Source organism: Sulfitobacter mediterraneus, from assembly GCF_003054325.1.
In the GTDB taxonomy this organism is placed as follows: Bacteria; Pseudomonadota; Alphaproteobacteria; order Rhodobacterales; family Rhodobacteraceae; genus Sulfitobacter; species Sulfitobacter mediterraneus.
Window position 1 is genome coordinate 154,307 of the sequence record NZ_QBKU01000002.1, and the last position, 25,488, is coordinate 179,794.

Annotated in this window: 20 protein-coding genes and 1 tRNA gene; 14 read left to right on the forward strand and 7 right to left on the reverse strand. The window is 59.4% G+C overall.

Annotation, left to right across the window (positions count from 1 at the left end; genetic code table 11):
• Positions 1-342: 342 nt before the first annotated feature.
• Positions 343-4,002 (reverse strand): vitamin B12-dependent ribonucleotide reductase, encoded by a 3,660-nt coding sequence (locus C8N31_RS03890; RefSeq protein WP_025049042.1) that lies wholly within the window; start codon positions 4,000-4,002, stop codon positions 343-345.
• Positions 4,003-4,877: 875 nt separating this feature from the next.
• On the opposite strand from C8N31_RS03890, the gene C8N31_RS03895 reads away from it, so the two are divergent.
• Both C8N31_RS03895 and C8N31_RS03900 read left to right on the forward strand, forming a co-directional pair.
• Positions 4,878-5,201: a hypothetical protein gene (locus C8N31_RS03895; RefSeq protein ID WP_037918720.1), complete on the forward strand. Its 324-nt coding sequence runs from the start codon at positions 4,878-4,880 to the stop codon at positions 5,199-5,201.
• On the forward strand, positions 5,099-8,443 hold the full coding sequence (locus C8N31_RS03900; RefSeq protein ID WP_146173101.1) for an Ig-like domain-containing protein: 3,345 nt from the start codon (positions 5,099-5,101) through the stop codon (positions 8,441-8,443). The genes C8N31_RS03895 and C8N31_RS03900 overlap by 103 nt, the downstream gene beginning before the upstream one ends.
• Positions 8,444-8,445: 2 nt before the next feature.
• Here C8N31_RS03900 and C8N31_RS20625 read toward each other — a convergent pair whose 3' ends face one another.
• From C8N31_RS20625 to pdxH, 5 genes are all read right to left on the reverse strand, one after another.
• Positions 8,446-9,849: a DUF4214 domain-containing protein gene (locus C8N31_RS20625; RefSeq protein WP_025049040.1), complete on the reverse strand. Its 1,404-nt coding sequence runs from the start codon at positions 9,847-9,849 to the stop codon at positions 8,446-8,448.
• 250 nt (positions 9,850-10,099) lie between these two features.
• Positions 10,100-10,176: transfer RNA gene (locus C8N31_RS03910), tRNA-Pro, on the reverse strand.
• A 60-nt stretch (positions 10,177-10,236) separates the two neighbouring features.
• Complete coding sequence (locus tag C8N31_RS03915; protein ID WP_081785712.1) at positions 10,237-10,737, reverse strand: DUF192 domain-containing protein; 501 nt, start codon at positions 10,735-10,737, stop codon at positions 10,237-10,239.
• Complete coding sequence (locus C8N31_RS03920; RefSeq protein WP_025049038.1) at positions 10,695-11,255, reverse strand: cold-shock protein; 561 nt, start codon at positions 11,253-11,255, stop codon at positions 10,695-10,697. Before C8N31_RS03920 ends, C8N31_RS03915 begins: the two co-directional genes overlap by 43 nt.
• A gap of 107 nt (positions 11,256-11,362) precedes the next feature.
• On the reverse strand, positions 11,363-11,968 hold the full coding sequence (gene pdxH / locus C8N31_RS03925; RefSeq protein WP_025049037.1) for a pyridoxamine 5'-phosphate oxidase: 606 nt from the start codon (positions 11,966-11,968) through the stop codon (positions 11,363-11,365).
• A gap of 177 nt (positions 11,969-12,145) precedes the next feature.
• On the opposite strand from pdxH, the gene fabI reads away from it, so the two are divergent.
• From fabI to C8N31_RS03970, 9 genes are all read left to right on the forward strand, one after another.
• Positions 12,146-12,952, forward strand: coding sequence for an enoyl-ACP reductase FabI (fabI, locus tag C8N31_RS03930; RefSeq protein ID WP_025049036.1), 807 nt, complete (start codon positions 12,146-12,148; stop codon positions 12,950-12,952).
• On the forward strand, positions 12,949-13,560 hold the full coding sequence (locus tag C8N31_RS03935; RefSeq protein WP_025049035.1) for a LysE family translocator: 612 nt from the start codon (positions 12,949-12,951) through the stop codon (positions 13,558-13,560). The genes fabI and C8N31_RS03935 overlap by 4 nt, the downstream gene beginning before the upstream one ends.
• 21 nt (positions 13,561-13,581) lie before the next feature.
• Positions 13,582-14,184 carry a LysE family translocator gene (locus C8N31_RS03940; protein ID WP_025049034.1) on the forward strand — a complete coding sequence of 201 codons (603 nt, stop codon included), beginning with the start codon at positions 13,582-13,584 and terminating at the stop codon, positions 14,182-14,184.
• Positions 14,185-14,190: 6 nt separating this feature from the next.
• Positions 14,191-14,712: a xanthine phosphoribosyltransferase gene (gpt, locus tag C8N31_RS03945; protein WP_025049033.1), complete on the forward strand. Its 522-nt coding sequence runs from the start codon at positions 14,191-14,193 to the stop codon at positions 14,710-14,712.
• A 61-nt stretch (positions 14,713-14,773) separates the two neighbouring features.
• Positions 14,774-15,952 (forward strand): aminotransferase, encoded by a 1,179-nt coding sequence (locus tag C8N31_RS03950; RefSeq protein ID WP_025049032.1) that lies wholly within the window; start codon positions 14,774-14,776, stop codon positions 15,950-15,952.
• Positions 15,953-16,018: 66 nt separating this feature from the next.
• Entirely contained in the window at positions 16,019-17,863 is a 1,845-nt protein-coding gene (locus C8N31_RS03955) for a peptidyl-prolyl cis-trans isomerase (protein ID WP_025049031.1), read from the forward strand.
• Between the two features lie 11 nt (positions 17,864-17,874).
• Entirely contained in the window at positions 17,875-19,386 is a 1,512-nt protein-coding gene (trpE, locus tag C8N31_RS03960; protein WP_025049030.1) for an anthranilate synthase component I, read from the forward strand.
• A 236-nt stretch (positions 19,387-19,622) separates the two neighbouring features.
• Positions 19,623-20,663, forward strand: a complete 1,041-nt coding sequence (locus C8N31_RS03965) for a succinylglutamate desuccinylase/aspartoacylase family protein (RefSeq protein ID WP_025049029.1) — start codon at positions 19,623-19,625, stop codon at positions 20,661-20,663.
• A gap of 96 nt (positions 20,664-20,759) precedes the next feature.
• The gene (locus C8N31_RS03970) at positions 20,760-21,542 is read left to right on the forward strand and encodes a methyltransferase domain-containing protein (RefSeq protein ID WP_025049028.1); all 783 of its coding nucleotides are present in this window, start codon (positions 20,760-20,762) and stop codon (positions 21,540-21,542) included.
• A gap of 7 nt (positions 21,543-21,549) precedes the next feature.
• Here C8N31_RS03970 and C8N31_RS03975 read toward each other — a convergent pair whose 3' ends face one another.
• Complete coding sequence (locus tag C8N31_RS03975) at positions 21,550-23,061, reverse strand: polysaccharide deacteylase family 2 protein (protein WP_025049027.1); 1,512 nt, start codon at positions 23,059-23,061, stop codon at positions 21,550-21,552.
• A 170-nt stretch (positions 23,062-23,231) separates the two neighbouring features.
• On the opposite strand from C8N31_RS03975, the gene C8N31_RS03980 reads away from it, so the two are divergent.
• The 3 genes from C8N31_RS03980 to C8N31_RS03990 are packed head-to-tail and all read left to right on the forward strand — an operon-like array spanning position 23,232 to position 25,482.
• Entirely contained in the window at positions 23,232-23,813 is a 582-nt protein-coding gene (locus C8N31_RS03980) for an anthranilate synthase component II (RefSeq protein WP_025049026.1), read from the forward strand.
• The gene (trpD, locus tag C8N31_RS03985; protein ID WP_025049025.1) at positions 23,810-24,826 is read left to right on the forward strand and encodes an anthranilate phosphoribosyltransferase; all 1,017 of its coding nucleotides are present in this window, start codon (positions 23,810-23,812) and stop codon (positions 24,824-24,826) included. The genes C8N31_RS03980 and trpD overlap by 4 nt, the downstream gene beginning before the upstream one ends.
• A complete protein-coding gene (locus tag C8N31_RS03990) occupies positions 24,823-25,482 on the forward strand; it encodes a uracil-DNA glycosylase (RefSeq protein WP_025049024.1) in 660 nt (219 codons plus the stop codon). The genes trpD and C8N31_RS03990 overlap by 4 nt, the downstream gene beginning before the upstream one ends.
• Positions 25,483-25,488 lie beyond the last annotated feature (6 nt).

Here is a 25,488-nt window from a genome sequence, read left to right on the forward strand (position 1 = left end):
CGCCGGGCAGCGCCCCAAAAGAAGAAAGGGAGAACCGGAGTTCTCCCTAAGTTTCGCCGTTCACGGGGGCGTTCTTCAGAACGCACACTCCCCTGACAGAACCTTTGGCGCAGACAAAGGTGGAGTCAGCCCGCGTCACGCCCCCAAAAGAAGAAAGGGAGAACCGAAGTTCTCCCTGAGTTTCGCCGTTCAAGCTCAATATGTTAACCGCTCGAGATTTATTTTTGCCTGCGGCCTGAACGTCGTCCGGGGCGAGCGCACCCGCCCCTTGTGAGGTGGGGGGACGTAACGTACCGCCCCACCCATCGCAAAGGGGCACCGGATCACCGATGCCCCAATTCCTTAACTACAGCCGCTTGTGCCGCCGCAGGTGTTGCATTTCATGCAGGTGCCATTGCGCACCAAGGTGTAGTTGCCGCATTCACCGCAGGCCTCACCCTCATAACCCTGCATCTTTGCCTTGGTCCGGGCATCCAGACTGGTGACAGAGCCGGACGCCACAGCGGTGGTGGTCGACATCGCCACCGCGACACCGCCACCACTGGCGACCTCGGGTGCCAAAACTTCGATGGACGACGCAGCAACTTCCTGCCCGCCTTGCAGGACAACCAGTTCCTGCGGCAAACGGTTGCGCAGATACCCGGTTGAGCTGATCTGCTTGAGCACTTCCAAAGACCGCGTTGCGGCGGTTTCGGACAGTTCAGACACATTGGCCACGTTTTCTTCGGCCTCGCCCTTGCCCAGATCATCAAATGTCGCGCCTTCCGGCTTTACATGGGCCAGATCGGTGCGATCCAGATAGCTCACCGCCAGTTCGCGGAAGATATAATCGAGGATCGAGGTCGCATTGCGGATGGTTTCGTTGCCCTGCACCATGCCCGCTGGCTCAAACTTGGTGAAGGTGAAGGCATCAACAAATTCCTCAAGCGGCACGCCGTATTGCAGGCCAACGGACACCGCGATGGCAAAGTTGTTCATCATCGCGCGGAAGCCAGCACCCTCTTTGTGCATATCGATGAAGATCTCGCCCAGTTTGCCGTCTTCGTACTCGCCAGTGCGCAGATAGACCTTATGCCCTCCAACAACCGCCTTTTGGGTATAGCCCTTGCGGCGTTCCGGCATTTTCTCGCGGTGGGATTTGATGATCTCTTTGACGATCACCTTTTCCACAACTTTTTCGGCCAGCACGGCGGCTTTTTCCTGAATGGAACCGCTTTCCAGCACCTCTGCCGCCTCGTCGTCATCCTCAACCAGCGCTGCCGCCAGAGGTTGCGACAGTTTGGAGCCGTCACGATAGAGCGCGTTGGCCTTGATGCCCAAGGACCAGCTCAGCTCATAGGCTTTTTGGCAATCCTCGATGGTGGCATCGTTTGGCATGTTGATGGTCTTGGAGATCGCACCGGAGATAAAGCTTTGTGCGGCTGCCATCATGTAGATGTGGCTGTTGACGCTCAGGTAACGTTTGCCCTTTTTGCCGCAAGGGTTGGCGCAATCGAAGATGCCGTAATGCTCTTCTTTCAGATGCGGCGCACCCTCAAGGGTCATGGTGCCGCAAACATGATCGTTGGCCGCGTCCACATCCTTGCGGGAGAAACCCAGGGATTTCAGCAGGTCAAACGTCGGATCGTTCAGCTTTTCTGCGGGAATACCAAGGACTTGCGTGCAGAACTCTTCGCCCAAGGTCCACTGGTTGAACACAAAGCGGATGTCAAAAGCCTGCGCCAATGCCGCGTCAACCTTGGCCAGTTCATTGGGGCCAAAGCCGTGACCGGCCAAGGACGTGTGGTTGATCCCCGGCGCATTGCCAATGGTGCCGTGGCCCACTGCGTACGATACAATCTCTTCGATCTGGGCAGAGCCATAACCCAGCTTTTCCAGGGCGCCCGGCACCGATTGGTTGATGATCTTGAAATAACCGCCACCGGCCAGTTTCTTGAACTTTACCAGCGCAAAGTCAGGCTCGATGCCCGTGGTGTCGCAATCCATCACCAGACCGATGGTGCCGGTTGGCGCGATCACAGAAACCTGCGCATTGCGGTAGCCATGGACCTCGCCCAGCTTGAGCGCCTCATCCCAGCAGGACATCGCCACATCAACCAGACCCGGCTGTGGGCAGTTGCCATGATCCAGCGCCACAGGCTTGACCGCCAGCTTTTCATAGCCGGTGTCATTACCGTATGCCGCGTTGCGGTGATTGCGGATCACCCGCAGCATGTGTTTGTCGTTCTTAGCATAGCCCGGAAACGCGCCCAACTCGCCCGCCATTTCGGCAGAGGTGGCATAAGACACACCTGTCAGGATCGCGGTCAGCGCACCACAAAGGGCACGGCCCTCATCACTGTCATAGGAGTAACCCATGTTCATCAGCAAGCCGCCGATGTTGGCGTAACCCAGACCCAAGGTGCGGAAGTCATAGGACCGCTGCGCAATCTCCTTGGACGGGAACTGCGCCATCATCACCGAGATTTCCAGTGTCACCGTCCACAGACGCGAGGCATGCATGTAGTCTTCGACCTGAAACTCGCCATCCTTGAGGAAGGTCAGCAGGTTCATCGAGGCAAGGTTACAGGCCGTGTCATCAAGGAACATGTATTCAGAACAAGGGTTTGAGCCGCGAATGGCGCCGTCTTCGGGGCATGTGTGCCATTCATTGACCGTGTCGTGGTACTGGATGCCTGGATCGGCGCAGGCCCATGCCGCGTGGCCCACCTGTTCCCACAGATCGCGGGCGCGGATGGTTTTGGACACTTTGCCGTTCACCCGGTCGATCAGCTCCCAATCGGCATCTTTCTCAACAGCGGTGAGGAAAGCGTTGGTGACACGGATCGAGTTGTTGGAGTTTTGGCCGGACACGGAGTTATAGGCTTCGGAATCCCAGTCGGTGTCATAGGTCGGGAATTCGATGCTGGTGTGGCCCTGCTTGGCATAATCCAGCACTCGCTTGACATAAGTCTCTGGGATCGCGACCTTTTTGGCATCGCGCACAGCTGTTTTGAGCTGATCGTTCTTGGCTGGATCATAGGCATCCGCCTCTGCCCCGTCCCATGCTTTGATCGCGTCAAAGATCTGGTTCAGCTTCTGCTCGTGCATTTTGGAGCCTGCGACGATGGACGCCACTTTCTGCTCTTCCAGCACCTTCCAGTTGATGAATTCTTCGATATCGGGGTGATCGGCATCGACAATCACCATCTTGGCCGCACGGCGGGTTGTCCCGCCCGATTTGATCGCGCCCGCAGCACGGTCACCGATTTTCAGGAAACCCATCAGGCCCGAGGATTTGCCGCCACCAGACAGGCTTTCTCCTGCGGCCCGCAAGGACGAGAAGTTGGTGCCAGTGCCGGAACCGTATTTGAACAGACGCGCCTCACGCACCCACAGATCCATGATGCCGCCATCACCCACCAGATCATCGGCAACCGACTGGATAAAGCAGGCGTGCGGCTGGGGGTGCTCGTATGAGGATTTGGAGCGGGTCAGCTTGCCGGATTTGTGATCGACATAATAGTGGCCCTGTGCCGGACCATCGATGCCGTAAGCCCAATGCAGGCCGGTGTTAAACCACTGAGGCGAGTTCGGCGCGGCGCGTTGACTGGCCAGCATGTGGCGCATTTCGTCATAATAGGCGCGGGCATCGTCTTCGGTGGTGAAATAGCCACCTTTCCAGCCCCAATAGGCCCAAGCGCCCGCCAGACGATCGAACACCTGCTTGGACGAGGTCTCGCCGCCCATTTCGGCGCCATCCACAGCAACGGAGCGCCACAGGAACTCAGGCACGCCCTTTTCTTTGACCTTCTTGAGCTTGCTCGGCACACCCGCCTTGCGGAAATACTTCTGCGCGATCACATCGCTGGCAACCTGGCTCCAGCTTGACGGAACTTCGACATCGTCCAGTTTGAACACCACCGATCCATCGGGGTTTCGGATTTCCGATACCGTGGTGATAAAATCCAGGTCCGCATAGGCGTCCTGCCCGGCTTTGGTGAAATTCCGTTCAATCTTCATTGTCGCTGCCTCATATCCAGCTGTTCACATCAAGAGCCGCACCCGTCATTGCAGGTCGCCTCCACCCCTTTGTATCCGCCGGTTTGGCGCAGTCGTTTTTTGGCCCGGCCAATAATATTTGGCCGGCTGTAACGCAGCATCTGACTTTGGTATTTAGTCCTAAACCTGCCTGCACCTGCGATGCGCCCCTGTGGTTTCATCCACTACATATTGTGGCATCATCGTCGGCCTCCACAAACTGGCGTATTCACCCCTAATGGGTCAACGGAAATATTGTAAAAATTTCCAAAAGAATTTGTTGACCAGAGATATTCCATCCGGACCAAACCGGCCAAAGTGATTCAATGCCAATCTATCCCCAGCCTCTTGCATCTGCACAGGTCCGCACAGCATCCTAATTAACCGAAGTTTCCGGCAGGCTTAGCCAAAACTGCTCATCTGTTGGGTGAAGTTATCCACAAAAACTAGTTACAAAAATCGAAGGCCTGACCATCGCTAACCCCGCGTTAACCTTTGCGCTTTTCTGCGCCGCGCAGTGCCCGTTTTCCCGCCGCGCCAAAAGAATCGGCACCGAATCTCTCTGAGAGCCAGTTCCGCCAATCACTTCATCTAGGATGGTTTTACGCCTCCTCCCACCATATATAGGGGGCGCGGTAAATGCGGCTCTTTGACCAAATGTTGCCTCCTCAAAGCAAGGCCTGCCGAATTTCCACTTGGCCCCACTTGCGGTCTGGGTCTAGGGTACGCCACTTTGTGCAGCAGCGGTTCAGGACAAATTGCACCTCCAAATCAAATAGATCTGCCCCTGACCCGGATCATCTAGCTGCAAAGCGCCAACCATGGCCTGCCCTACGACATTTGAGAAAGCCAATTAAATGCCTGACGATTTTGCCGACACCATTCTGACCACCGGTGCAATCACCCCCGGCACAGCCGTCACTGGCGAGATCGAAGTCATTGGCGATGCAGATTGGTTTGAGGTCACGCTGATCGCCGGGCGCGTCTATGCGATTGAAATGCGCGGAGTGGATACCGCAGACGGCACTTTGGCCGATCCAGAATTCGCAGGTGTCTTTTGTCCGATGGCACGGCGACGGTGGATACCGGCAATGATGATGCCGGCCCTGACACAGCCAATAGCGCGGCGACATTTTATGCACCTTACAGCGGGGTCTATTACCTGTCTGCAACCGGGCTGACCGGCATCGGCACTTATACCCTGGAAATCACGGATCTGGTGAACAGCGTCAGCGGCACCTCGCCCGACAACCTGATCGTCGGCACGGAGGCGGATGAAACGCTGCTCGGCCTCGCGGGCAATGACACGATCTATGGATTGGGCGGTGATGACCTGATTGAGGGCGGCGACAACGACGACAGCATCATCGGCGGCCTCGGCGCGGATACCATCCGGGGCGGCGACGGCAATGACACCATCGTCAGCTCGAACGGTCCGGACCCAGACCATGACGGAGCAAACCTTGGGGTGGCCGAAGCCGATCTAACGGTCACCGATGAAATCTATGGCGGCGATGGCGACGACCGGATCAACATGGGCGACGACCTGCCGGCCGGGAACAACTCTATCTCTTATGGCGAGGCGGGCAACGACAGCATCACCGGGCGCGGCGCGGTGCAGTATATCGACGGCGGCACCGGCGCAGATTACATGCAAGGCAGCGGCGGCGCGACGGTCTATATCGTCGACAACTTTGGTGATCAGACGGTCGAGCTGTCCTCAGATGTGATGGGCCCCGGCAACACGGCGACGGGCGACATTGATGAGGTACGCTCCAGTGTAAGTTGGGCCTTGTTGTCCTGGACGGCAGCGGGTGGCGAGAACCAGATCGAGAACCTGACGCTGACCGGAGGTGGGAACGCGAGCGCGACCGGCAATGAGGTGGGCAATGTCATCATCGGCAACGCGGGCAGCAACCGGATCAACGGCATGGGCGGCGATGACACCCTGACCGGCGGCGGCAGCGCCGACATCTTTCAGTTCTCCCCTGGCGGCGGCCATGACGTCATCACAGATTTTCAGGTCGGCATTGATCAATTCGGCTCTGTCGGGTTTGGAAGCGAACCCGTGGTGGTCGAAACTGTTGATGCCGATGGATACCGCGTGTTTACCTTTGATGGCGACACATCGGTCACCCTACTCGGGGTGTTTGCCAACCGTGCCCCTGAATTCACCAGCGTGCCGCCCCTGACCATCAACGAGGACGAGGTGTTCTCTTACCGCGTTACGGCAGATGACCCCGATGACGACAACCTCAGCTTTGTCAGCTCTTCATGGCCGTCCTGGCTGACGCCGGTGGGCGGTGTCCTGACAGGCACCCCGACCCAAGAGAATGTCGGCACCGACGGTAACGCATTCAGCTTTGTCATTTCGGATGCGGGTGGCCTGACAGCCACGCAGGAATTTGTCATCGAGGTGCTGAACGTCAATGATGACCCGGTCTTTGAGACCTCCCCGATCCTCACCGGCACCGAAGACACCGTCTATAGCTACACCCCGACCTTTGATGATGAGGACGGCGACACCGCAACCATCGACGCAGAAAACACCGTCTTGCCGAACTGGCTGTTCCTTGATCCGACAAGCGGCACCATCAGCGGCACACCAACGCAGGCAGACGTTGGAACCCATGCGATCACCATTGCCATTACGGATGGAAACGGCGGCACCGCAACGCAAACCTTTGATCTGGCCATCGACGCAGTGAACGACCCGCCTGTGGCGCAGGATGACACCGTAGTCGGCACCGAAGACGCAGCGCTTGTCATCGCGAACCTGTTGGACAATGACAGCGACGCAGAGGACGATCCATTGACCATCCTCTCGGTGACCGATGGCAGTACTGGCGATGCAGCCCTGAATGCGGATGGCACGGTCACCTACACGCCCGACCCTGATTTCTACGGCACCGACACATTCACCTATACCGCAACGGATCAAAGCGGCGGCACCGACACCGCGACCGTCACTGTAACGATAAACAACGTGAATGATGCGCCAACCGGCGACGTTGAGATCACCGGCGCTGCGGTTGTCGGGCAAACCCTATCGGCCAACCTGTCTCAGCTGGAGGATCCGGACACCATCAACGCCAGCACACTATCCTATCAATGGTTGCGCGGTGAAACCGCAATTGCCGGTGCCACGGCCAATACCCTGACCCTTGGTGCGGCAGACGTCGGCGCGGCGATCTCGGTTGCGGTGTCTTATACCGATGAGGGCGGCACAGCGGAGGCAGTGAACAGCCTTGCCACCGGTCCGGTTGCGGCCGAGGCAACGCCGGTGACGGGATCGCTTGGCATCAGCGGCACTGCCGGATTGTTCGAGGTGTTGCAGGTTTCCAAAGACCAGTTGATTGATCCGGACGGTCTCGCCTTGAGCAGCGAGAACTACCAATGGCTCAGCGACGGACTGCCCATCACCGGCGCGACCGAGGCCATGTTGCAAATCACGCCAGAGCTGATGGGCCGTGAAATCACCGTGCAACTGCAATATGTTGACAGCACCGGTGCGGCAGCGACCCTCGCCAGTGCGGCCCTTGCCATGCCAGACCCGATCATCGGGACAAGTTCCGCTGATCAACTGGACGGCACCTCTGGCAACGATCTGATTGATGGTTTGGAGGATTACGACACGCTGACCTTGACCGCGGATCGGGCAAGCTACTCCATCACCCTCAGCCAGCAAGGTATCATCGTGGACGACCGCCGGGCCGATGGTGATGGTACCGACCAGATCGCAAATATCGAAACCTTGGCCTTTTTGGACAACGATTGGCCGCTGCATGTCTTTTCTGACGTGACGACGCTGAGCGAGGCGGAGTTTTCGACCTTCATCGAGATGTATATCGCCTATTTCAACCGCGCTCCCGATGCCGAGGGCCTGTTTTTCTGGGCAAATGCCTTGTCCAACGGTACCCCATTGGAAACCATCGCGGGCCTGTTCTTTGATCAGGACGAAACCCGCAGCATCTATGGCGAAGAGATCACAGACCTGCAGGGATTTGCCCAACAGGTCTATCAAAACGTTCTGGGCCGCCAATTTGATCGAGCTGGCCTGGATTTCTGGGTGTCGGTTCTGCAAAGCGGCGCTGTTGCCCTGCCAACCTTCATGCTTGAAATCATCTATGGCGCCAAGGCCCCCGCCCCCGATGACGCAAGCCAGGCCTTCAAGGATCAAAAGGCCGCCGATGTGGCTTATCTGTCAAACAAGGGCGATCTGGGCACTTATTTCTCTGCCATCAAAGGTATGAGCGATGTGGAAAATGCCCGTGCTGCCATGTCATTGTTCGACGGAAGTGCAGACAGCATCACCGAGGCAAAAGCGGCCATCGACGGATACTTTGCAGATGCAGTGGACGCCCAGAACGGCGAATTCCTGATCTCTGTTGTGGGTGTGGTGGATGATCCGTTCGCGATCTAGGCTCAGGCCACGGCAAATAGATCATCCAAAATGCCCGTCACCGGCACCAGGAATGCCCCATCAACCGGATCAAGCGCGGCAAAATGCGCCTGATCAATGGTTGCAATCGCTGCGACAAGACCATCGCCGCTGCCATCAAACTGAGCCATCGCCGAGGCCGCGCTTTGCACGTCAGACATGCCAAGTTGCACAGCAAAATACGCGCCAATATCAGTCTTGGTTCTGAGAAACGCCACGTCCGCCAGTTGCTGATCCATAAAGTCCTGCCCCAAATCTTCGGGCGGCTCGGCCTTGGCACCTTCGAGCACCCGCAGGATGAATGCATCGCGTTGCACTTGCCCGCTGTTCAGCAGCCCCAGCCAAAAGTTTAACCCATCCGGATCGGGCGCACGCCCCAGAACATTGTCGTAAACCGCAGACGCAAAATCTGCCGTGCTGGTGCCGGCGGGATAGGTGGCAATCGTTTCAGCCTGATCGGAAAACGCCTGTGACATCTGATCCAGCGATACCCCGCCCGCGAACGCCCCGGCCCAAAAGTGCAGGCCTTCTGCGTCTGGTGCCCGGTCGAAATAGGCCACGTAAAGCTCGATGATAAGCCTCAGATCAGCCTCTGCGATCTTCGGCAGCGCCATCAGGCCCGATAGATAAACCCCGGCATCGGCAGGTGCGCCGCTGAACTGCAGATGTTCGATCTGGATCAAGGTATCTGCGCCCTCGCCGCCCGGCCTGCGATCCAGCAGCACTACATCTTCGGGGCCAATGCTCAATGTATAGCTGCCCTTTGCTCCCGAAATGACAGCAGTATCAATACCTTGACCGCCATCCAATAGGTCGTCACCAGCACCGCCAGACAGCCTGTCATCCCCTCCAGCGCCAAATATCTCTTGGTCAAATCCACGGGACTGGATGATATCCGCCTCCGGCGTACCAACGATTGAATACGGGAATTGGATCAACGTGTCCCGCGCCACAAAACCAAGCCAGCCCACACCGGACGGATTGGGCAGCACATCATCCACGTCAATCCCGACCAGATCCAACAACGTCCCGATCACAGAGTTGCTGTTTTGGTCAAACACTTCGTAGCTGAGGGTCTGACCATTCATCGCCAGCGCAAACTGGTCAATCAGCATGGCCACAGCCGCAGGCGATCTGGCCCCCAGATCCAGCGTCACGCGGTCAATCCGGTGCTCTGCAATGTTGTTTTCTGATGACAACGCACGCGGCACCCATGCGCTTTGCCCATAGATCTCAATGAATAACTCCCCTGAAAACAGGGTGTTGTCCGTATAGGCCGAAAGAATAAACTCCGCCCCCAGATCATCGGTCAGGATCAATGCAAGATGGCCGGCGCCGGTCGATACGTCCTGTCCAACCCTGCGTCCGGCAATTTCGATAGATGCCATATCTCCGTTCCTTCACAGGCAGATGTCTATTGGCCTCAATCGCAAAAGAGTGCCTTGCCGTGGGCCGCAGTTCAACCGGGATTCGCCCAGGCCGGATCGGTTTGCAGCCCTGCAGATCAAATGCGGCTTGCGCAGGAAACTATCCGAGAAACGCTAAGAAAGGTGAAAAATGCCTCCGCCATGGCGGATGAAAACTTTCACGCACCAAACACTCCGCAAAAGCGGAAGTCTTTGATGATGTTAGTGAAAGTGGTCGGAGCGAGAGGATTCGAACCTCCGACCCCCTGTACCCAAAACAGGTGCGCTACCAGGCTGCGCCACGCTCCGACGTGGCCTCTTTAGCCACAGTTGATCTGAATGAAAAGCCCTGATTTCGAGTTTCTGAGATCAATTGCAAGGCCAGGCCGGATCATGCGGTCCAAAGGCCGGATGCCGCAGGGCGCTGCCCTCGGTGATCCCCAGTTTTTTCGCCATTCCTCCGTTGATCTCAAGCACCGCCAGCACCTGATCACCGCCAAAGATCGGCGTTTCATCAAGGGGAATCGCCTGATGGTGAATGTGCTGCACGACGCCGTGCGCATCGGCAAACAGCATATCGAGGGGAATCAGCGTGTTGCGCATCCAATATTGGGCAACCTGCGGCGCGGGATAGACAAAGAGCATCCCGGCGCTGGCCGCCAGTTCCTCGCGGTGCATCAACCCTTGTGCCTGTTCGTCGGGATCATCGGCAATTTCAACGTTGAACCGCGCCTGCCCCCAATCGCCGCGCAGGCTGACCGTATCGTCTTGGCAGATGTCCTGAGCGACCGCTCCCAATGGCAAGAACGACAGTGCCGCCGCTCCGCCTAGGTGCCGCCACCCTCGTCTGCCCCAATTGCTGCTTCCCATGCCTGCACCTCTGCGGCCATAACGCCGCGTTTACCGTTGATCACCCGCATCGCCAAAGCTTCGCCCGGTTGCAGATCGGACAAGCCCGACTGGCGCAACACTTCGACATGCAAAAACACATCTTCGTCCTTGCCAAAGACATTGGCAAATCCAAATCCCTTGGCCTTATCAAACCATTTGACACGCGCCGGTTGCAACGGCGTATCTGCCATCGCGCCTGCATCCAATTCACCAATGTCCGTCAGCACCGCCGCCTGCGCACCCTCAGGTGGAATGATCTCGGTAATGCTTGCCGCCTGAACGCCGCGATCTGTCTGATGGGCATGAAACGTAATCTTGGCCCCGTCCGCGACAGAGCTTTGCCCAAAATTCCGCAACACGTTGACATGCAACAAAATATCAGGTCCGCCATGATCCGACACAACAAACCCGAAGCCTTTGACTGGGTCAAACCATTTGACCACACCAGTCAGTGGCTGCGGATCAACCTGGGGTATTTCAGGATTGTCTTGTGACACATCTCAACCATTACTGTTTTGCCGATCACGGCTTCGTTATCATCACGACCTTAGACATTTTTTCGGGTTTTGCATCAAATTTAGCCCGCGATCTATGTCATATCACATCACGGATTTAGACGCGTCACGCTCCATGGTGCATCAGGGCTGTCGCGGCGCCACTGAAATCGGTCATGCAGACGAAAATCACCATCTGCCCAAAGCTCGATCTCAAGCGGCCTCAAACGGTAGCCGCCCCAAAACGGTGGACGGGGGGGATTCGGCCCTTTGCTGGCGGTGATCTTGGCCACTTCCGCCATCAAAGTGGTGCGGCTGCTTAGTGGCCGCGACTGGGCAGAGGCCCAGGCCCCCAGCCGGCTTTTGAGGGACCGCGACGCGTAATATGCATCGGCCTGCGGTCCGTCCTCACGGGTGATCAGCCCCCGCGCCCGCACCTGCCGGCGCAGGGATTTCCAATGCATCACAAAGGCCGCCTTGCCCGCACCATCCAGTTCCTGTGCTTTGGCGCTTTCGTAATTGGTATAAAAAACAAAGGCATCCGCCTCAATTTCCTTAAGCAGAACCATCCGCGCATTGGGCAAACCATCCGCATCCACTGTCGACAGAGCAATCGCGTTGGGGTCATTCACCTCGGCCGGTTCGGCCTCTGCCAACCAACGGCGGGCAATCTCAAAAGGGTCATCACCCGCAAACAGACCTGTACGTTTTTCCATTGTGATACTCATCCATGCTTTGTTCCGACAGCGCCGGGATTTCCAAATCGCTAACGCAATAGACATATGGCGGCAACGCAAAGGTCAATTGGACATATGCGCCGCGCGGCGCTTGATGGCATGGTCACAATCCCCTAAACGTGGCTCTGTTAATGACTTTCAGGGTGAGGCAGCACTATGGCGAACGACTTGATGCAGGGCAAACGCGGGCTGATTATGGGCCTCGCCAACGACAAATCCATCGCTTGGGGCGTCGCACGCGCACTGGCCGATGCCGGGGCAGAACTGGCGTTTTCTTATCAGGGCGATGCGCTGAAGAAACGCGTTGATCCGCTGGCCGCGCAACTGGGCAGTGACATTGTTTTGCCTTGCGATGTGGGCGATGAGGCCTCACTGGATGCACTGTTTGCCGATCTCAAAGAACGCTGGGGCGAACTGGATTTTGTGGTTCATGCCATCGGGTTCTCCGACAAAAACGAATTGCGCGGGCGCTATGTCGACACCAGCCGCGGCAACTTTGCCATGTCGATGGACATCTCTGTCTATTCTTTCACCGCAGTGATGCAACGCGCAGAAAAGATGATGTCGCCCGGCGGCAGCGCTGTCACGCTTACCTATTACGGCGCGGAAAAGGTCATGCCGCACTATAATGTCATGGGTGTGGCCAAGGCTGCGCTTGAGGCATCGGTGAAATATCTGGCCGAGGATCTGGGCAAAGACGGCATTCGCGTCAACGCGATCTCTGCCGGTCCGATCAAAACGCTGGCCGCCTCCGGCATTGGCGACTTCCGCTACATCATGAAGTGGAACGAATACAATTCGCCCCTGCGCCGCAACGTGACCATTGATGATGTGGGCAAGGCGGCACTGTTCCTTGTCTCCGATCTGGGCTCCGGCACCACGGGCGAGAACCTGCACGTCGATGCAGGCTATCACGTTGTCGGTATGAAAGCCGTAGACGCACCGGACATGAGCAAGGAATGACGGCAACCGCACTCGCCAGCCTTGCTCTTGTGCAGCTTTTGATCGCGATGAGCCCCGGCCCAGCCGCGGTTCTGACGATCCGCACGGCGGCGGTTGACGGTGTGAAACCCGCGCTGACCCTTAGCGTCGGCCTCGCGGTTGGCGTGCTGCTTTGGGCCGCGGCAGCCCTACTTGGCCTGTCGCTGGTGTTTGAGATCATGCCATGGCTGCAAACCGGTTTGCGGGTTATCGGTGGGCTGTTTTTGATTTGGATCGCCCTCTCGCTCTGGCGCAACGCCGCGGCCCCCCTGCCCGAGACCCGCATGCAAGTTCCACGCAGCACCGCTTCCATCCTGCGGCTTGGGATCTGGACCAACCTCGCCAACCCCAAGGCTCTCGCCTATTTCGCCGCCGTATTCACCGGTGTGCTGCCCGCCGATCTGACATGGGTGCAGGCGCTGATCGTGCTTGCCATGATCTTTGCCATCGAAACCGGCTGGTATGCCGCGCTCTCGCTGCTGTTTTCCCGCACAGGACCGCGCCGTGTCTATGTGCGGATCAAGACTGGCGCAGAGCGGGTCTTTGGCGTGCTGCTGGGCCTCTTTGGTGTCCGGATTGCCCTGTCATGACCGCCGCGAAGGATCTGCTGAATGTCTATTGAAGCCCTGATTGCATTCAATCTGGTCCTGCTGGCCGCGCTGGCCAGCCCCGGCGCTGCCATGCTCTACACCGTCAAGAAAACCGTCAGCGCAGGCCGCCGCGCTGGTGTGATGACCGGTATAGGCCTCGGCACGGCGGCCGCCTGCTGGACCCTTGCAGCCTTTCTGGGGCTCGAAAGTGTTTTTGCACTGTTTCCATGGGCTTACGGTGCGCTAAAAGCTGGCGGAGCTCTCTATCTCATCTGGATTGCCGTGCAGACATGGCGCCACGCCCGCGCCCCGCTCAACGATGCCCCAACCCCATCCGCCCGCAGCTTTGCAGGCGGATTGCTGGTCAACTTCGGCAACCCCAAATCCATGCTCTTCGCCGCCGCTGTGATCCTCGTGGTCTTTCCCAAGGATCTGAGCGCCGGACAGATCGCCTTTGTTGTGCTCAACCACCTTGTGCTGGAATGGCTGTTCTACGGCGTTTTGGCCACCGCCCTCAGCGCCCCTGCCGCCCGTGCAGGCTATCTGCGCCTGAAACCCATTTTTGACCGCATCGCCGCCTCGCTGCTGGGCGCGTTTGGATTGCGGCTGCTTCTTGAAAGGTAACACCCGATGACTGACAACAGACTGCCCCACGAAAAAGGGTTCCACATCAGCTGGGACCAGATCCACCGCGACAGCCGCGCCTTGGCGTGGCGGCTTGATGGCAAAGGCCCCGACGATGGTGCATGGCGGGCGGTTGTGGCGATCACCCGTGGCGGCATGGCCCCCGCGATGATTGTCGCGCGGGAGCTGGACATCCGCACGGTCGATACGATCTCGGTGGTCTCCTACCATTCGGGCGGCGGCAAAGCCGACCAGCGCCGCGAAGCCAAGGTGCTCAAAGCGCCTGATGCAGACATGATGGGCGACGGCACCGGTATCCTGATCATCGACGATCTGGTGGACAGCGGCAAAACCCTCGAACTGGTGCGCAGCCTTTATCCGCAGGCGCATTTCGCCACGGTCTATGCCAAGCCCGAAGGCGAGCCGCAGGTTGATACCTTTATCACCGGCGTCAGCCAGGACACCTGGATTTTCTTCCCATGGGACATGGCCTTGCAATATGTCGAACCCTATCGCGGCAAGGACTGACCCCTCTGCGCCGCCTTTTTGGCCTTAAATACTCTTCCGAACTCTCACCCATGAGCCGCACATGACCCTGACACGCACCGCCGCCACCTTTCCGCCGCCCGTGATGGAGGCCCGCCGTTGGCTGGAGGGCGTAACGTTTACCGCAGATCGCCCGCTGATCAACGTCAGCCAGGCCGCGCCCGTCGATCCGCCCCCGGCGCCCATGCGTCAGGCAATGGCAGATGTCGCACTTGGCAATGATGGGGCGCATCTTTACGGCCCGGTGCTGGGCCTGCCTGAATTGCGGGCCGAATTGGCCGCACAAACCGCAGCGCACTACGCAGGCACCATCAACGCAGATCAGGTCTGCATCACCTCTGGCTGCAATCAGGCCTTTGCCGCCGCGATTGCCATGCTCTGCAGCGAAGCGGATGAAGTGATCCTGCCAACCCCATGGTATTTCAACCACAAAATGTGGCTCGATATGTCCGGTGTTACCTCGGTGCCACTGGCCACCGGTCCGGATTTGTTGCCCGATCCGGCGGCCGCCGCGGCCTTGATCACCCCGCGCACCCGCGCCATCGCGCTGGTCACACCAAATAACCCCGGCGGCGTCGAATACCCCGCCGAACTGGTGCAGGCCTTCTTTGATCTGGCCCGCGACAAGGGCATTGCCCTGATCCTTGATGAAACCTACCGCGATTTCGACAGCCGCAGCGGCCCGCCCCATGCGCTGTTCCAAGACCCGGATTGGCAAGACACGCTGATCCATCTTTATTCCTTTTCCAAAGCCTACCGCCTGACCGGGCACCGGGTGGGCGCGATGATCTCAAGCGCGGCCCGTCTGGCAGAGGTGGAAAAGTTCCTTGATACGGTCGCGATCTGCCCCGCGCAGCTGGGCCAGCATGCCGCGCTTTGGGGGATGCAGAACCTCAAACAATGGCTGGCCGGGGAACGCGATGAGATCCTCGCCCGCCGCGCCGCGATCACCGCCAATATGCACAAGCTCGAACCGCTGGGCTGGAAACTGCTGGGGCTGGGAGGCTATTTTGCCTATATGCAGCATCCCTTTGCAGAAAGCTCCGCCGATCTGGCGCCGCGCCTGGTGCGCGATGCGGGTATCCTTACCCTGCCCGGCACCATGTTTTGCCCCGAAAGTGACCCAAGCGGCGCAAGCCAGCTGCGGATCGCCTTTGCAAATCTCGACGCGGACGGCATCGGTGTGCTGTTTGACAGGCTGGCCGCGGTGCCACAGGCGTAACCGCCTCTTGCCCCCCTGCCACGCAGGGCATAGACAATCGACAAACAAAATTACGGGTGCGCTGACATGGCCAAAGGTTCTAGCCTTTCAAAAACTGCAATCTGGATCCTGATGGGTCTGCTGATGTTGGGCCTTGGCGGCTTTGGCGCGGTGAACCTCAGCGGCAACATCCGCTCCATCGGTACTGTGGGGGACAAGGCGATCCCTGTTGATGCCTACGCCCGGCAAATCCAGAACGAAATCCGTGCATTGGAACAACAAACCGGACAGGCACTGCCCTTTGCCCGCGCACAGGAAATGGGTCTGGATCGCGCCGTTTTGCAACGCGTGGTGCGCAACCGTGCCCAAGACCACGAGACAGGGCAGCTTGGCCTCTCCGTCGGTGATGAAACCCTGCGCGATGAGATCCTGCAAATTCCCGCGTTTCAGGGCGTGAATGGCGAGTTTGACCGCGAGGGATACCGTTTTGCCCTGCAACAGGGCGGCATCAGTGAGGCGGAATTTGAAACCTCCCTGCGCGAAGAGGCGGCGCGCACCTTGCTTCAGGGTGCGATTGTTGGCGGCGTGCAGATGCCCGACACCTATGCCAAAACCCTCGTCAGCTATCTGACCGAGACCCGCAGCTTTACCTGGTCGCAGCTGGGGCGCGATGATCTGGCCGCGCCGCTGGAAACCCCGGCGGAGGATGTTTTGCAGGCCTATTACGATGAAAACACAGACCTGTTCATGCTGCCCGCCAGCAAACAGATCACCTATGTGATGCTGTCGCCAGACGATCTCACAGACGAGGTTGTTGTCCCCGAAGAAGAGCTTCAGGCCGAATATGACGCCCGCGCCGATCAATACAATCAGCCCGAGCGGCGTTTGGTCGAACGTTTGGTGTTCTCGGACGGTGACGCCGCCGACAGCGCCGCCGCCATGCTTGAGGTGAGCGGCACCACCTTCAATGCCTTGGTCGAAGACCGCGGTTTGCAGCTGGCTGATGTGGATTTGGGCGATGTCAGCCGACTGGAGCTGGACGCCGCTGGCGAGGCTGTCTTTGACGCCGAAGTCGGCGCAGTGGTTGGCCCCCTGCCCAGCGATCTTGGCCCGGCCCTGTTCCGTGTGAACGCTGTTCTGCCTGCACAGAATACCAGCCTTGAAGAGGCTAAGCCGGCCCTGCGCCAAGAACTGGCCCTGACCCGCGCCGTACGCGCGGTCGAGGCCCGCGCGCAGGATCTTGATGACCAACTGGCGGGCGGCGCAACGCTCGAACAACTGGCCGAAGAAACCGAAATGAGCCTTGGCACCATCGAATGGACCGAGGATAGCTCTGACGGCATCGCCGCTTACGGTGAGTTCCGCCAATCCGCCGCCGCACTTGGCGAAGGCGATTTTCCCAAGATCGAACAGCTTGAGGATGGTGGTATTTATGCGATGCGTCTCGACACTGCGCTGGACGCCCGGCCGGAGCCGTTTGAGAGCGCCCGCGTGGCCGTACTGCAAAGCTGGCAAGCCCAGCAAACGGTCAGCCTCCTGACCGCGCAGGCCACAACGCAGATCGCCACATTGGGCGGCGAGGCCTCCTTTGAGGCCGCAGGCCTGGATGCCACTGTTGAGATTGACCAGAACCGCAACGCCTTTATCGACGGGGCACCTGCGGGTTTCATGGACGAGGTGTTCGGCATGAACGTCGGCGATGTTGCCGTGCTGCCCGGCGAGGACTCAGTGACCATCCTGCGGCTCGACGGTATCACCGCCGCCGCGCAGGACGATGACCGCTCCAACGCGCTTGTTGCCCAGATCGGCGAGCAGTTAAACCAGACCCTTGCGCAGGATCTCTACGGGATCTTTGCCGACGAGGTGGTCAGCCGCGCAGGCCCGCAAATCGACCAACGGGCCTTGCAGGCCGTTCACGTCAACTTTCCCTAAGGCACTGATACATGGCACTGACCCCGGAATTTGATGACTTTGCCAAGGCCTATTCCGCCGGCCAAAATCAGATTGTCTACACCCGTTTGGCTGCTGATCTGGACACGCCGGTTTCCTTGATGCTCAAGCTGACGGGCGCAGCTGAGAATGCATTTGTGCTGGAATCGGTCACTGGCGGCGAAGTGCGCGGACGCTATTCGATCATCGGCATGAAGCCTGATCTGATCTGGCGCTGCCGCGGCGAAAGCTCTGCCATCAACCGCGCTGCCCGCTATGATGCGGAGGCGTATGAGCACATCGATGGCGATCCTTTGGATGTTCTGCGCGGGGTAATTGCAGAATCCAAAATCGACTTGCCTGATGATCTGCCGCAAGCGGCAGCGGGTCTTTTTGGCTATCTCGGCTATGACACCATCCGCCTTGTTGAACATCTGCCCAATGTGAACCCTGATCCGCTGGGTCTGCCCGATGCGCTGATGCTGCGCCCGTCGGTGATTGCGGTTCTGGATGGGGTCAAAGGCGAGGTGACGATTGTCTCTCCTGCTTGGGCCTCTGACGGGCAATCGGCGCGCGCGGCCTACGCCCAAGCTGCCGAACGGGTGATGGATGCGGTGCGCGATCTGGAACGCGCCATGCCCGGCGCCTCCCGCGATCTGGGCGATGCGGGCGAGGATGCAGCGCCAGTGTCCAACTTCACCCGCGAGGGATATAAATCCGCCGTCGAAAAGGCCCGTGAATACATCGTCGCTGGCGATATTTTTCAGGTAGTGCCAAGCCAACGCTGGGCCCAAGGGTTCACCCAGCCGCCCTTCTCTCTCTATCGGTCTTTGCGGCGCACCAACCCGTCACCTTTCATGTTCTACTTCAACTTCGGCGGCTTCCATGTCGTTGGCGCTTCGCCGGAAATCCTTGTGCGGGTCTTCGGCAACGAGGTCACGATCCGCCCCATCGCAGGCACACGCCGCCGCGGCGAAACCCCCGAAGAGGACCGCGCACTAGAGGCCGAATTGCTGGCCGACGAAAAGGAACTGGCAGAGCATCTGATGCTGCTGGATCTGGGCCGCAATGACGTGGGCCGGGTCGCCAAGATCGGCACCGTGCGCCCCACCGAAGAGTTCATCGTTGAGCGTTACAGCCATGTGATGCACATCGTCTCCAATGTGGTCGGTGAATTGAAAGAGGGCTGTGATGCGCTGGATGCCTTCTTTGCCGGAATGCCCGCAGGCACCGTATCCGGCGCACCCAAGGTCCGCGCGATGGAGATCATTGACGAGCTGGAGCCGGAAAAGCGCGGCGTCTATGGCGGCGGTGTCGGCTATTTCAGCGCGGGCGGCGATATGGACATGTGTATTGCCCTGCGCACAGCCGTGATCAAGGACGAAACGCTGTACATCCAAGCCGGAGGCGGCGTGGTCTATGACAGCGACGCAGAGGCCGAATTCATGGAAACCGTACACAAATCCGGTGCCATCCGCCGCGCAGCGGCAGATGCCGCACGCTTTGATGGCAAGGGGCGGAATTGACGCCTTGATCTTGCGGCACCGCACATGGAACACCGCAAGGTTCGCGCCCGATCACGAGGGCGGTTCTCAGTCTGGCACGGCCCTTGATGTAGGCATCAAGGTTGCAAGAATTTCTACCGTGGCACATTCGCGCCCGCCCTGGGGGGCGGGGTCGGACGCGAACCGGATCGCCGGGCGATCCGGGGCCCAATTTGTGCAACAGCGCAATCCAGTTTCAGGTAAATAGGACAAAAACGATGGCGGCACGTGCACCCTTTTCTATAGGCGACATCTCAGTTGCCCCCGGCACCTCGCAATCTGTCACCCTGCCCGTCTCGATCCTGCCCGATCACACCCCTGTTGGTCTTGCGGTGCAGGTCCATCACGGCAAACGCCCCGGCCCCACCATGTGTGTGAGTGCGGCGGTGCACGGCGATGAAGTGATTGGCGTTGAGATCGTGCGCCGCCTGCTGCGCGCACCGCAGCTCAAATCCCTGCGCGGCACCCTTTTGGTGGTGCCGGTGGTCAACTCCTACGGGTTTTTGTCCCGCTCGCGGTATCTGCCCGACCGGCGCGATCTGAACCGGTGTTTTCCGGGCCATCCTTCGGGCTCGCTTGGATCACGTCTGGCGCATATCTTTTTGCAAGAGGTGGTCCTGCGCTGCGATTTCGGGATTGATCTGCATTCCGCTGCGATCCACCGCACCAACCTGCCGCAGGTGCGGGTCTCCCCTTCGGACAAGGTGACCGCTGCAATGGCGCTGGATTTTGGCGCCCCCGTGGTGCTGACCTCCCCTCTGCGGGACGGGTCATTGCGGGCGGTGGCCGCGAAAAATGGCACGCCAATCCTGCTGTATGAAGCGGGTGAAGGGCTGCGGTTTGATGAGATGGCCGTGCGGGCCGGGGTGGCCGGTATCCTGCGGGTCATGCGCGGGCGCGATATGCTACCTGCCAAGGGCATCGCCAAGGCCAAAAGCGCACCGCATATCTGCACCTCTTCCACATGGCTGCGCGCCCCGGCGGGCGGTCTGCTGCGCACCTTCCGCGCCGAGGGTGAAACCGTGGCCGAAGGTGATGTGCTCGCCACGGTGTCCGATCCTTTCGGCGATGTGGAGGCTGATCTGATCGCACCCACCGCTGGCATCCTGATCGGCCGTGCGATCCTGCCGGTGGTGAATGAAGGCGATGCCGTGTTTCATTTGGCGCAGCTTAGCCCCCGTGCCAATGCAGACACGGTTGAGGATCTTGCAGAACAATTGGAAAGTGATCCGTTGTTTGATGAAGATGAGATTATCTAGCCAGATCAACACACAATTGCTGCATCAGCAACCAAACCCGCCACATGCCGCTATTTCTGCTAGACTCTGTGCAGCAATCCGCAAGGGAGGGCCAAGATGCTCCGGTTTGACGCCGAAACCACCAGGATTCTTGAAAACGCCTATCAAGGGGCCGATATCACGGCGCGGCGTCTGGCGTCTTACAGCGCCCTATCACCACAACCGGGCGAGACGCTTCTGGATATCGGGTGCGGTAATGGCTTGCTGACGCTGGACCTTGCCCGCGCCACTGGCCCGGCCGGACGGGTCATTGGCATTGATCCGAGCCAGGATATGCTCAAGGCCGCCTCCGTGCGATGTGCCGGACAACCTCATGTGACGTTTCTCGATGGTTTGGCGGGTGCATTGCCTGTTGATGACGGGTCAGCGGACGGAGCGGTCGCGCTGCAAGTCTTTGAATATGTGGAAGATCTAGACGCCGCCATGCAGGACGCAATGCGCTGTCTCAGGCCCGCCGGCCGTCTGGTGATCGGCGATCTGCATTTCGGCAGCTTGATCTGGCACTGTGAACATCCCGAACGTATGGACCGTATGCGGGCCGCATGGGATCAGCATTTTGTTCACGGTGATCTGCCAAACAAGATGCTGCCTTTGCTGAAAAACGCCGGTCATAGGATCGAAGCGGTTCATCCCTTCACCACCACCGACCATTGCCTCAAACCGGACGGGCTGGCGCGCATGATGATGCATCTGATGACACGCTACGCCGTTGAAAACGGTCATGTTTCACAGGGCGTAGCAGACGATTGGTTTGCCGAGCAAGAAGAACTGGCCCGCAGGGGGCATTTCTTTTTCTCAATCAGCCAGTTCGTGATCACCGCCCGCAAGGCGGCCGCATAGACCGCGTTTATTGTTCGCGGCTCAGCACCGCAGATATGGGCGCCAATGCCACTTTGCCCGCGCGGTCTTGCAAGCCCCACAACAAAAGCGCCGAGATCGTATCAGCCCGCAAGCGGCCCAGCATGATCACGCCGCCATCCTGCCCCGCACGAAACGCCGCCTGATCCAGAAAACGCCGGATCACAGTGGCGGTCTGTCCCTTGCTGTCAAAATCGCGGAAGATCGGATCAGCAGCCACACCAGCCTTGCGGGCCAGTTTTGGCATTGTGTTCAAGCCCTTGTCCTGCGTCACCAGCCCGTGCCCGGTCTGGCCAAGGATCGCAGTGACCTGATCGGACAGATCCTTGGACCCTTGCACACCGGTTTCGGACCCTTCAAGCACGGCCACCGCCCCCGGCAAACCAGCCAGCGCAGTTCCAAGCAGGGTCTCGGCATCTGTCGGAGTGGCGGCCTCGGGCAGGTCCACCTCGATCAACACTTCAAGCCCCTCGGCCCGATACAGCGCGATCCGTTCGGCAGCGTCAGGGGCATTTGCATTGACCGCAAAGCTCAGCGGGTAGGGAAAACTGCGCAACGCGGCGATGCCTGCGGCGCCGGTGACTGGCGCCGCGCCATCATCAATCAGGACAATCGCCATCAAGGGTTTGTTTTCAGAATTTTCAAAGGCTTCTGCGTTGATCTCTAGCGCAGGCCCAACATCCGCCACGACCTCGGGTTTGACCTCATCGGTTTCCGCCGCCGCCGCATCCGCCGCCGGTCCGCGATTGATGGTCACGCCGCTGTCGCGATCTGTCAAAGAGATCGCGGGCTTGCCGATGCTAGGGCGGCCATTGTTGTCATCCGCCGGTTCGGTGTCTTCGGTTTGCGGCTGGGTTGGTTCTGCCGCAGGTGCCTGCGCTTCGGGCAGGCTCGCCGTTTGGGGTGCTTCGGGCGCTTGATCCGCTTCGGCGTTGCCAGCCAATGCCGGTTTGGCAGGCTCCGCTGGGGCATCGCCAATCTGCACCGGTGCCTCTATGCCATCTTCGGCATCAGGGGCCGTGGACAGCGCAGGATCGTCGCTTTGGGTGACAGGTTGTTGCGGCAGGCCGGGATCGGTGTTGATCGCCACATCATCAGTTGCAGGCGGCGCCATTGGTGCCAAAGCCTGCGGATTGGGCAGAACTGGCGCATCGGGCGCAACCGCCACGCCGCCTGTATCCTCGGCACCGGCGGGCGCTTGCAAACCATCCGCAGTGCCGGTTTCGGGCCGCACGGCAGAGGACTGCGCCTCAGCGTCAAGCGCCGCCTCACTGTCGGGCGCTGTGGCCAACGGCGCGGTGCCAAGAGATGCGGGCGCTGTATCTGTCTGGGTCTGGGTGTCTGGCGCGGCGGGATCCGCCACTGGGGCATCAACCGCACTGGGGGCCATATCATCCACCACAGGTGATTGCGGCACAGGCATCATCACCGAGGCCACACCGGCCACGGCGACGCTCAATACGCCGCCCCAAAGCACACCGCTAAGAAATCCCCGTGCCATCGCGCACTCTCCTGCTCAAACGACCACATGCTATGCGGTCTCTGTCCTCAACTGGCTGCCCCGCTCTTGACGCCAGCGGACAAGCCTGAACATGTATGGCACCGTGTATACTCCGTCTCGGCGGGGTTACTCTAGCCCTAATGCCCGGCCCCAATACAAAGAGTTGTCCATTGTTGCTGCTTATCGATAACTACGACAGTTTCACCTATAATCTTGTGCACTATCTCGGCGCTTTGGGCGCGGATGTGCATGTGGTGCGCAATGACCAGATCACTGTGGACAAAGCCATGGCGATGAACCCCGCGGGGATCTTGCTGTCTCCCGGACCATGTGACCCCGATCAGGCAGGTATTTGCCTTGACCTGACACGCGCCGCGGCTGAGGCGGAATTGCCCCTGCTGGGTGTTTGTCTTGGCCATCAAACACTTGGTCAAGCATTTGGCGGCAAAGTGGTGAGGGCCAAAGACATTGTGCACGGCAAAATGGGCCAGATGCACCATACGAATAAGGGCATGTTTGCAGGCCTGCCCAGCCCCTTTGCCGCGACCCGCTATCATTCGCTGGTGGTGGACCGAGACAGCCTGCCTGACACGTTGGAAATCACCGCAGAGCTGGAGGACGGGACAATCATGGGCCTGCAACACCGCAGCCTGCCCTTGCACGGCGTGCAGTTTCACCCTGAATCGATCCGATCCGAACATGGGCATGCCATGCTCCAGAACTTCCTGAATGAAATGAAGGTGCCCGCATGAGTGACGCGCTGAAACCGCTGATTGACGCCGCGGCCAATGGCCCCCTGACCCGCGCACAGGCCGCCGAAGCCTTTGAAATCCTGTTTGATGGCGAGGCCACGCCAAGCCAGATGGGCGGGTTTTTGATGGCACTGCGCACACGCGGCGAAACTGTGGATGAATATGCCGCCGCCGCCAGCGTCATGCGGGCCAAATGCAACGCGGTAACCGCACCTGAGGGCGCGATGGACATTGTCGGCACCGGCGGTGATGGCAAAGGCACCCTGAACATCTCGACCGCGACGGCCTTTGTGGTCGCGGGCGCAGGTGTGACCGTGGCCAAACACGGCAACCGCAACCTCAGCTCTAAATCCGGCGCGGCGGATGCACTGACCCAAATGGGTATCAACGTGATGGTTGGTCCCAAGGTGGTGGAACGCGAACTCGCAGGCGCGGGTATCGGATTTATGATGGCGCCGATGCACCACCCTGCGATTGCCCATGTGATGCCCACACGCTCCGAACTGGGCACCCGCACGATCTTTAACATCCTCGGCCCGCTGACCAACCCGGCCAGCGTCAAACGGCAGTTGACCGGCGCCTATCGCCGCGATCTGATCCGCCCGATGGCCGAAACCCTGCAAGCCTTGGGGTCTGAAAAAGCATGGCTCGTGCATGGATCGGACGGGACCGATGAATTGACCATCACCGGGGTCAGCTGGGTGTCAGCCTTGGCCGATGACACAGTGACCGATTTTGAACTGCACCCCGAAGAGGCAGGCCTGCCGGTGCATCCCTTTGAGGCGATCATTGGTGGCACACCCGAAGAAAATGCGCGTGATTTCAATGCCCTGCTTGACGGTGCGCAGACGGCCTACCGTGATGCGGTCTTGCTGAATTCTGCGGCTGCGCTGGTGGTGGCCGATGCCGCAACAGATTTGAAAACCGGCGCAGAGATGGCCCGCGCCAGCATCGATTCTGGTGCCGCCCGCGACCGGTTGACCCAATGCGCGGCCCTGTCGCACCAGAAATGACCGCCCTCGACCTCAGCCGCCTTGGGGGTTGGGCTGATCTGCCGTTCTTTGAGACCACACTGCCACAGATCCAAGCCACCCTCGCAGCAGAAGAGCGCCCGGTCTTCCCGCCCGCCAATGCGGTCTTTAACGCGTTGAAACGTTGCCAACCGGAGGACACCCGCGTCGTGATCCTTGGCCAAGACCCATATCACACACCGGGCAAAGCCGACGGTCTGGCGTTTTCCATCCCCCAGAACTTTGGCGGACGCCTCGACAGTCTTGGCAATATATTCAAAGAGATAGAGACCGATCTTGGACAGATCCGCACCAAGACCGATCTGCAAGATTGGGCCGATCAGGGTGTTTTGCTGCTCAATACCGCGCTCACTGTGCCGCAGGGCGCGGCCAAGGCGCATGCCAAACTGGGCTGGTCCGTGCTGGTTCAGGAAGTTTTGGCCAAACTCGCAGATCGCCCGCGCGTCTATCTGCTTTGGGGTGGTCCGGCGCAAAAGATCGGACGCACCATCGACCCGGATCAGAACCTCAAGATCGAAACGGCCCACCCGTCGCCCCTGTCCGTTTATCGCGGTTTTTTTGGCGCCCGCCCCTTTAGCCGCAGCAATGCATGGTTGCAGGCCCGCGGCATGGGGGTCATAAACTGGGCCAACCCATGAGAAAGC

Coding starts and splice junctions, on each gene's coding strand:
- C8N31_RS03890 (WP_025049042.1), bottom strand. CDS start 4,002: ATGAAGATTGAACGGAATTTCACCAAAGCCGGGCAGGACGCCTATGCG.
- C8N31_RS03895 (WP_037918720.1), top strand. CDS start 4,878: ATGCCTGACGATTTTGCCGACACCATTCTGACCACCGGTGCAATCACC.
- C8N31_RS20625 (WP_025049040.1), bottom strand. CDS start 9,849: ATGGCATCTATCGAAATTGCCGGACGCAGGGTTGGACAGGACGTATCG.
- C8N31_RS03915 (WP_081785712.1), bottom strand. CDS start 10,737: ATGGGAAGCAGCAATTGGGGCAGACGAGGGTGGCGGCACCTAGGCGGA.
- pdxH (WP_025049037.1), bottom strand. CDS start 11,968: ATGGAAAAACGTACAGGTCTGTTTGCGGGTGATGACCCTTTTGAGATT.
- fabI (WP_025049036.1), top strand. CDS start 12,146: ATGGCGAACGACTTGATGCAGGGCAAACGCGGGCTGATTATGGGCCTC.
- C8N31_RS03935 (WP_025049035.1), top strand. CDS start 12,949: ATGACGGCAACCGCACTCGCCAGCCTTGCTCTTGTGCAGCTTTTGATC.
- C8N31_RS03940 (WP_025049034.1), top strand. CDS start 13,582: ATGTCTATTGAAGCCCTGATTGCATTCAATCTGGTCCTGCTGGCCGCG.
- gpt (WP_025049033.1), top strand. CDS start 14,191: ATGACTGACAACAGACTGCCCCACGAAAAAGGGTTCCACATCAGCTGG.
- C8N31_RS03950 (WP_025049032.1), top strand. CDS start 14,774: ATGACCCTGACACGCACCGCCGCCACCTTTCCGCCGCCCGTGATGGAG.
- C8N31_RS03955 (WP_025049031.1), top strand. CDS start 16,019: ATGGCCAAAGGTTCTAGCCTTTCAAAAACTGCAATCTGGATCCTGATG.
- trpE (WP_025049030.1), top strand. CDS start 17,875: ATGGCACTGACCCCGGAATTTGATGACTTTGCCAAGGCCTATTCCGCC.
- C8N31_RS03965 (WP_025049029.1), top strand. CDS start 19,623: ATGGCGGCACGTGCACCCTTTTCTATAGGCGACATCTCAGTTGCCCCC.
- C8N31_RS03970 (WP_025049028.1), top strand. CDS start 20,760: ATGCTCCGGTTTGACGCCGAAACCACCAGGATTCTTGAAAACGCCTAT.
- C8N31_RS03975 (WP_025049027.1), bottom strand. CDS start 23,061: ATGGCACGGGGATTTCTTAGCGGTGTGCTTTGGGGCGGCGTATTGAGC.
- trpD (WP_025049025.1), top strand. CDS start 23,810: ATGAGTGACGCGCTGAAACCGCTGATTGACGCCGCGGCCAATGGCCCC.
- C8N31_RS03990 (WP_025049024.1), top strand. CDS start 24,823: ATGACCGCCCTCGACCTCAGCCGCCTTGGGGGTTGGGCTGATCTGCCG.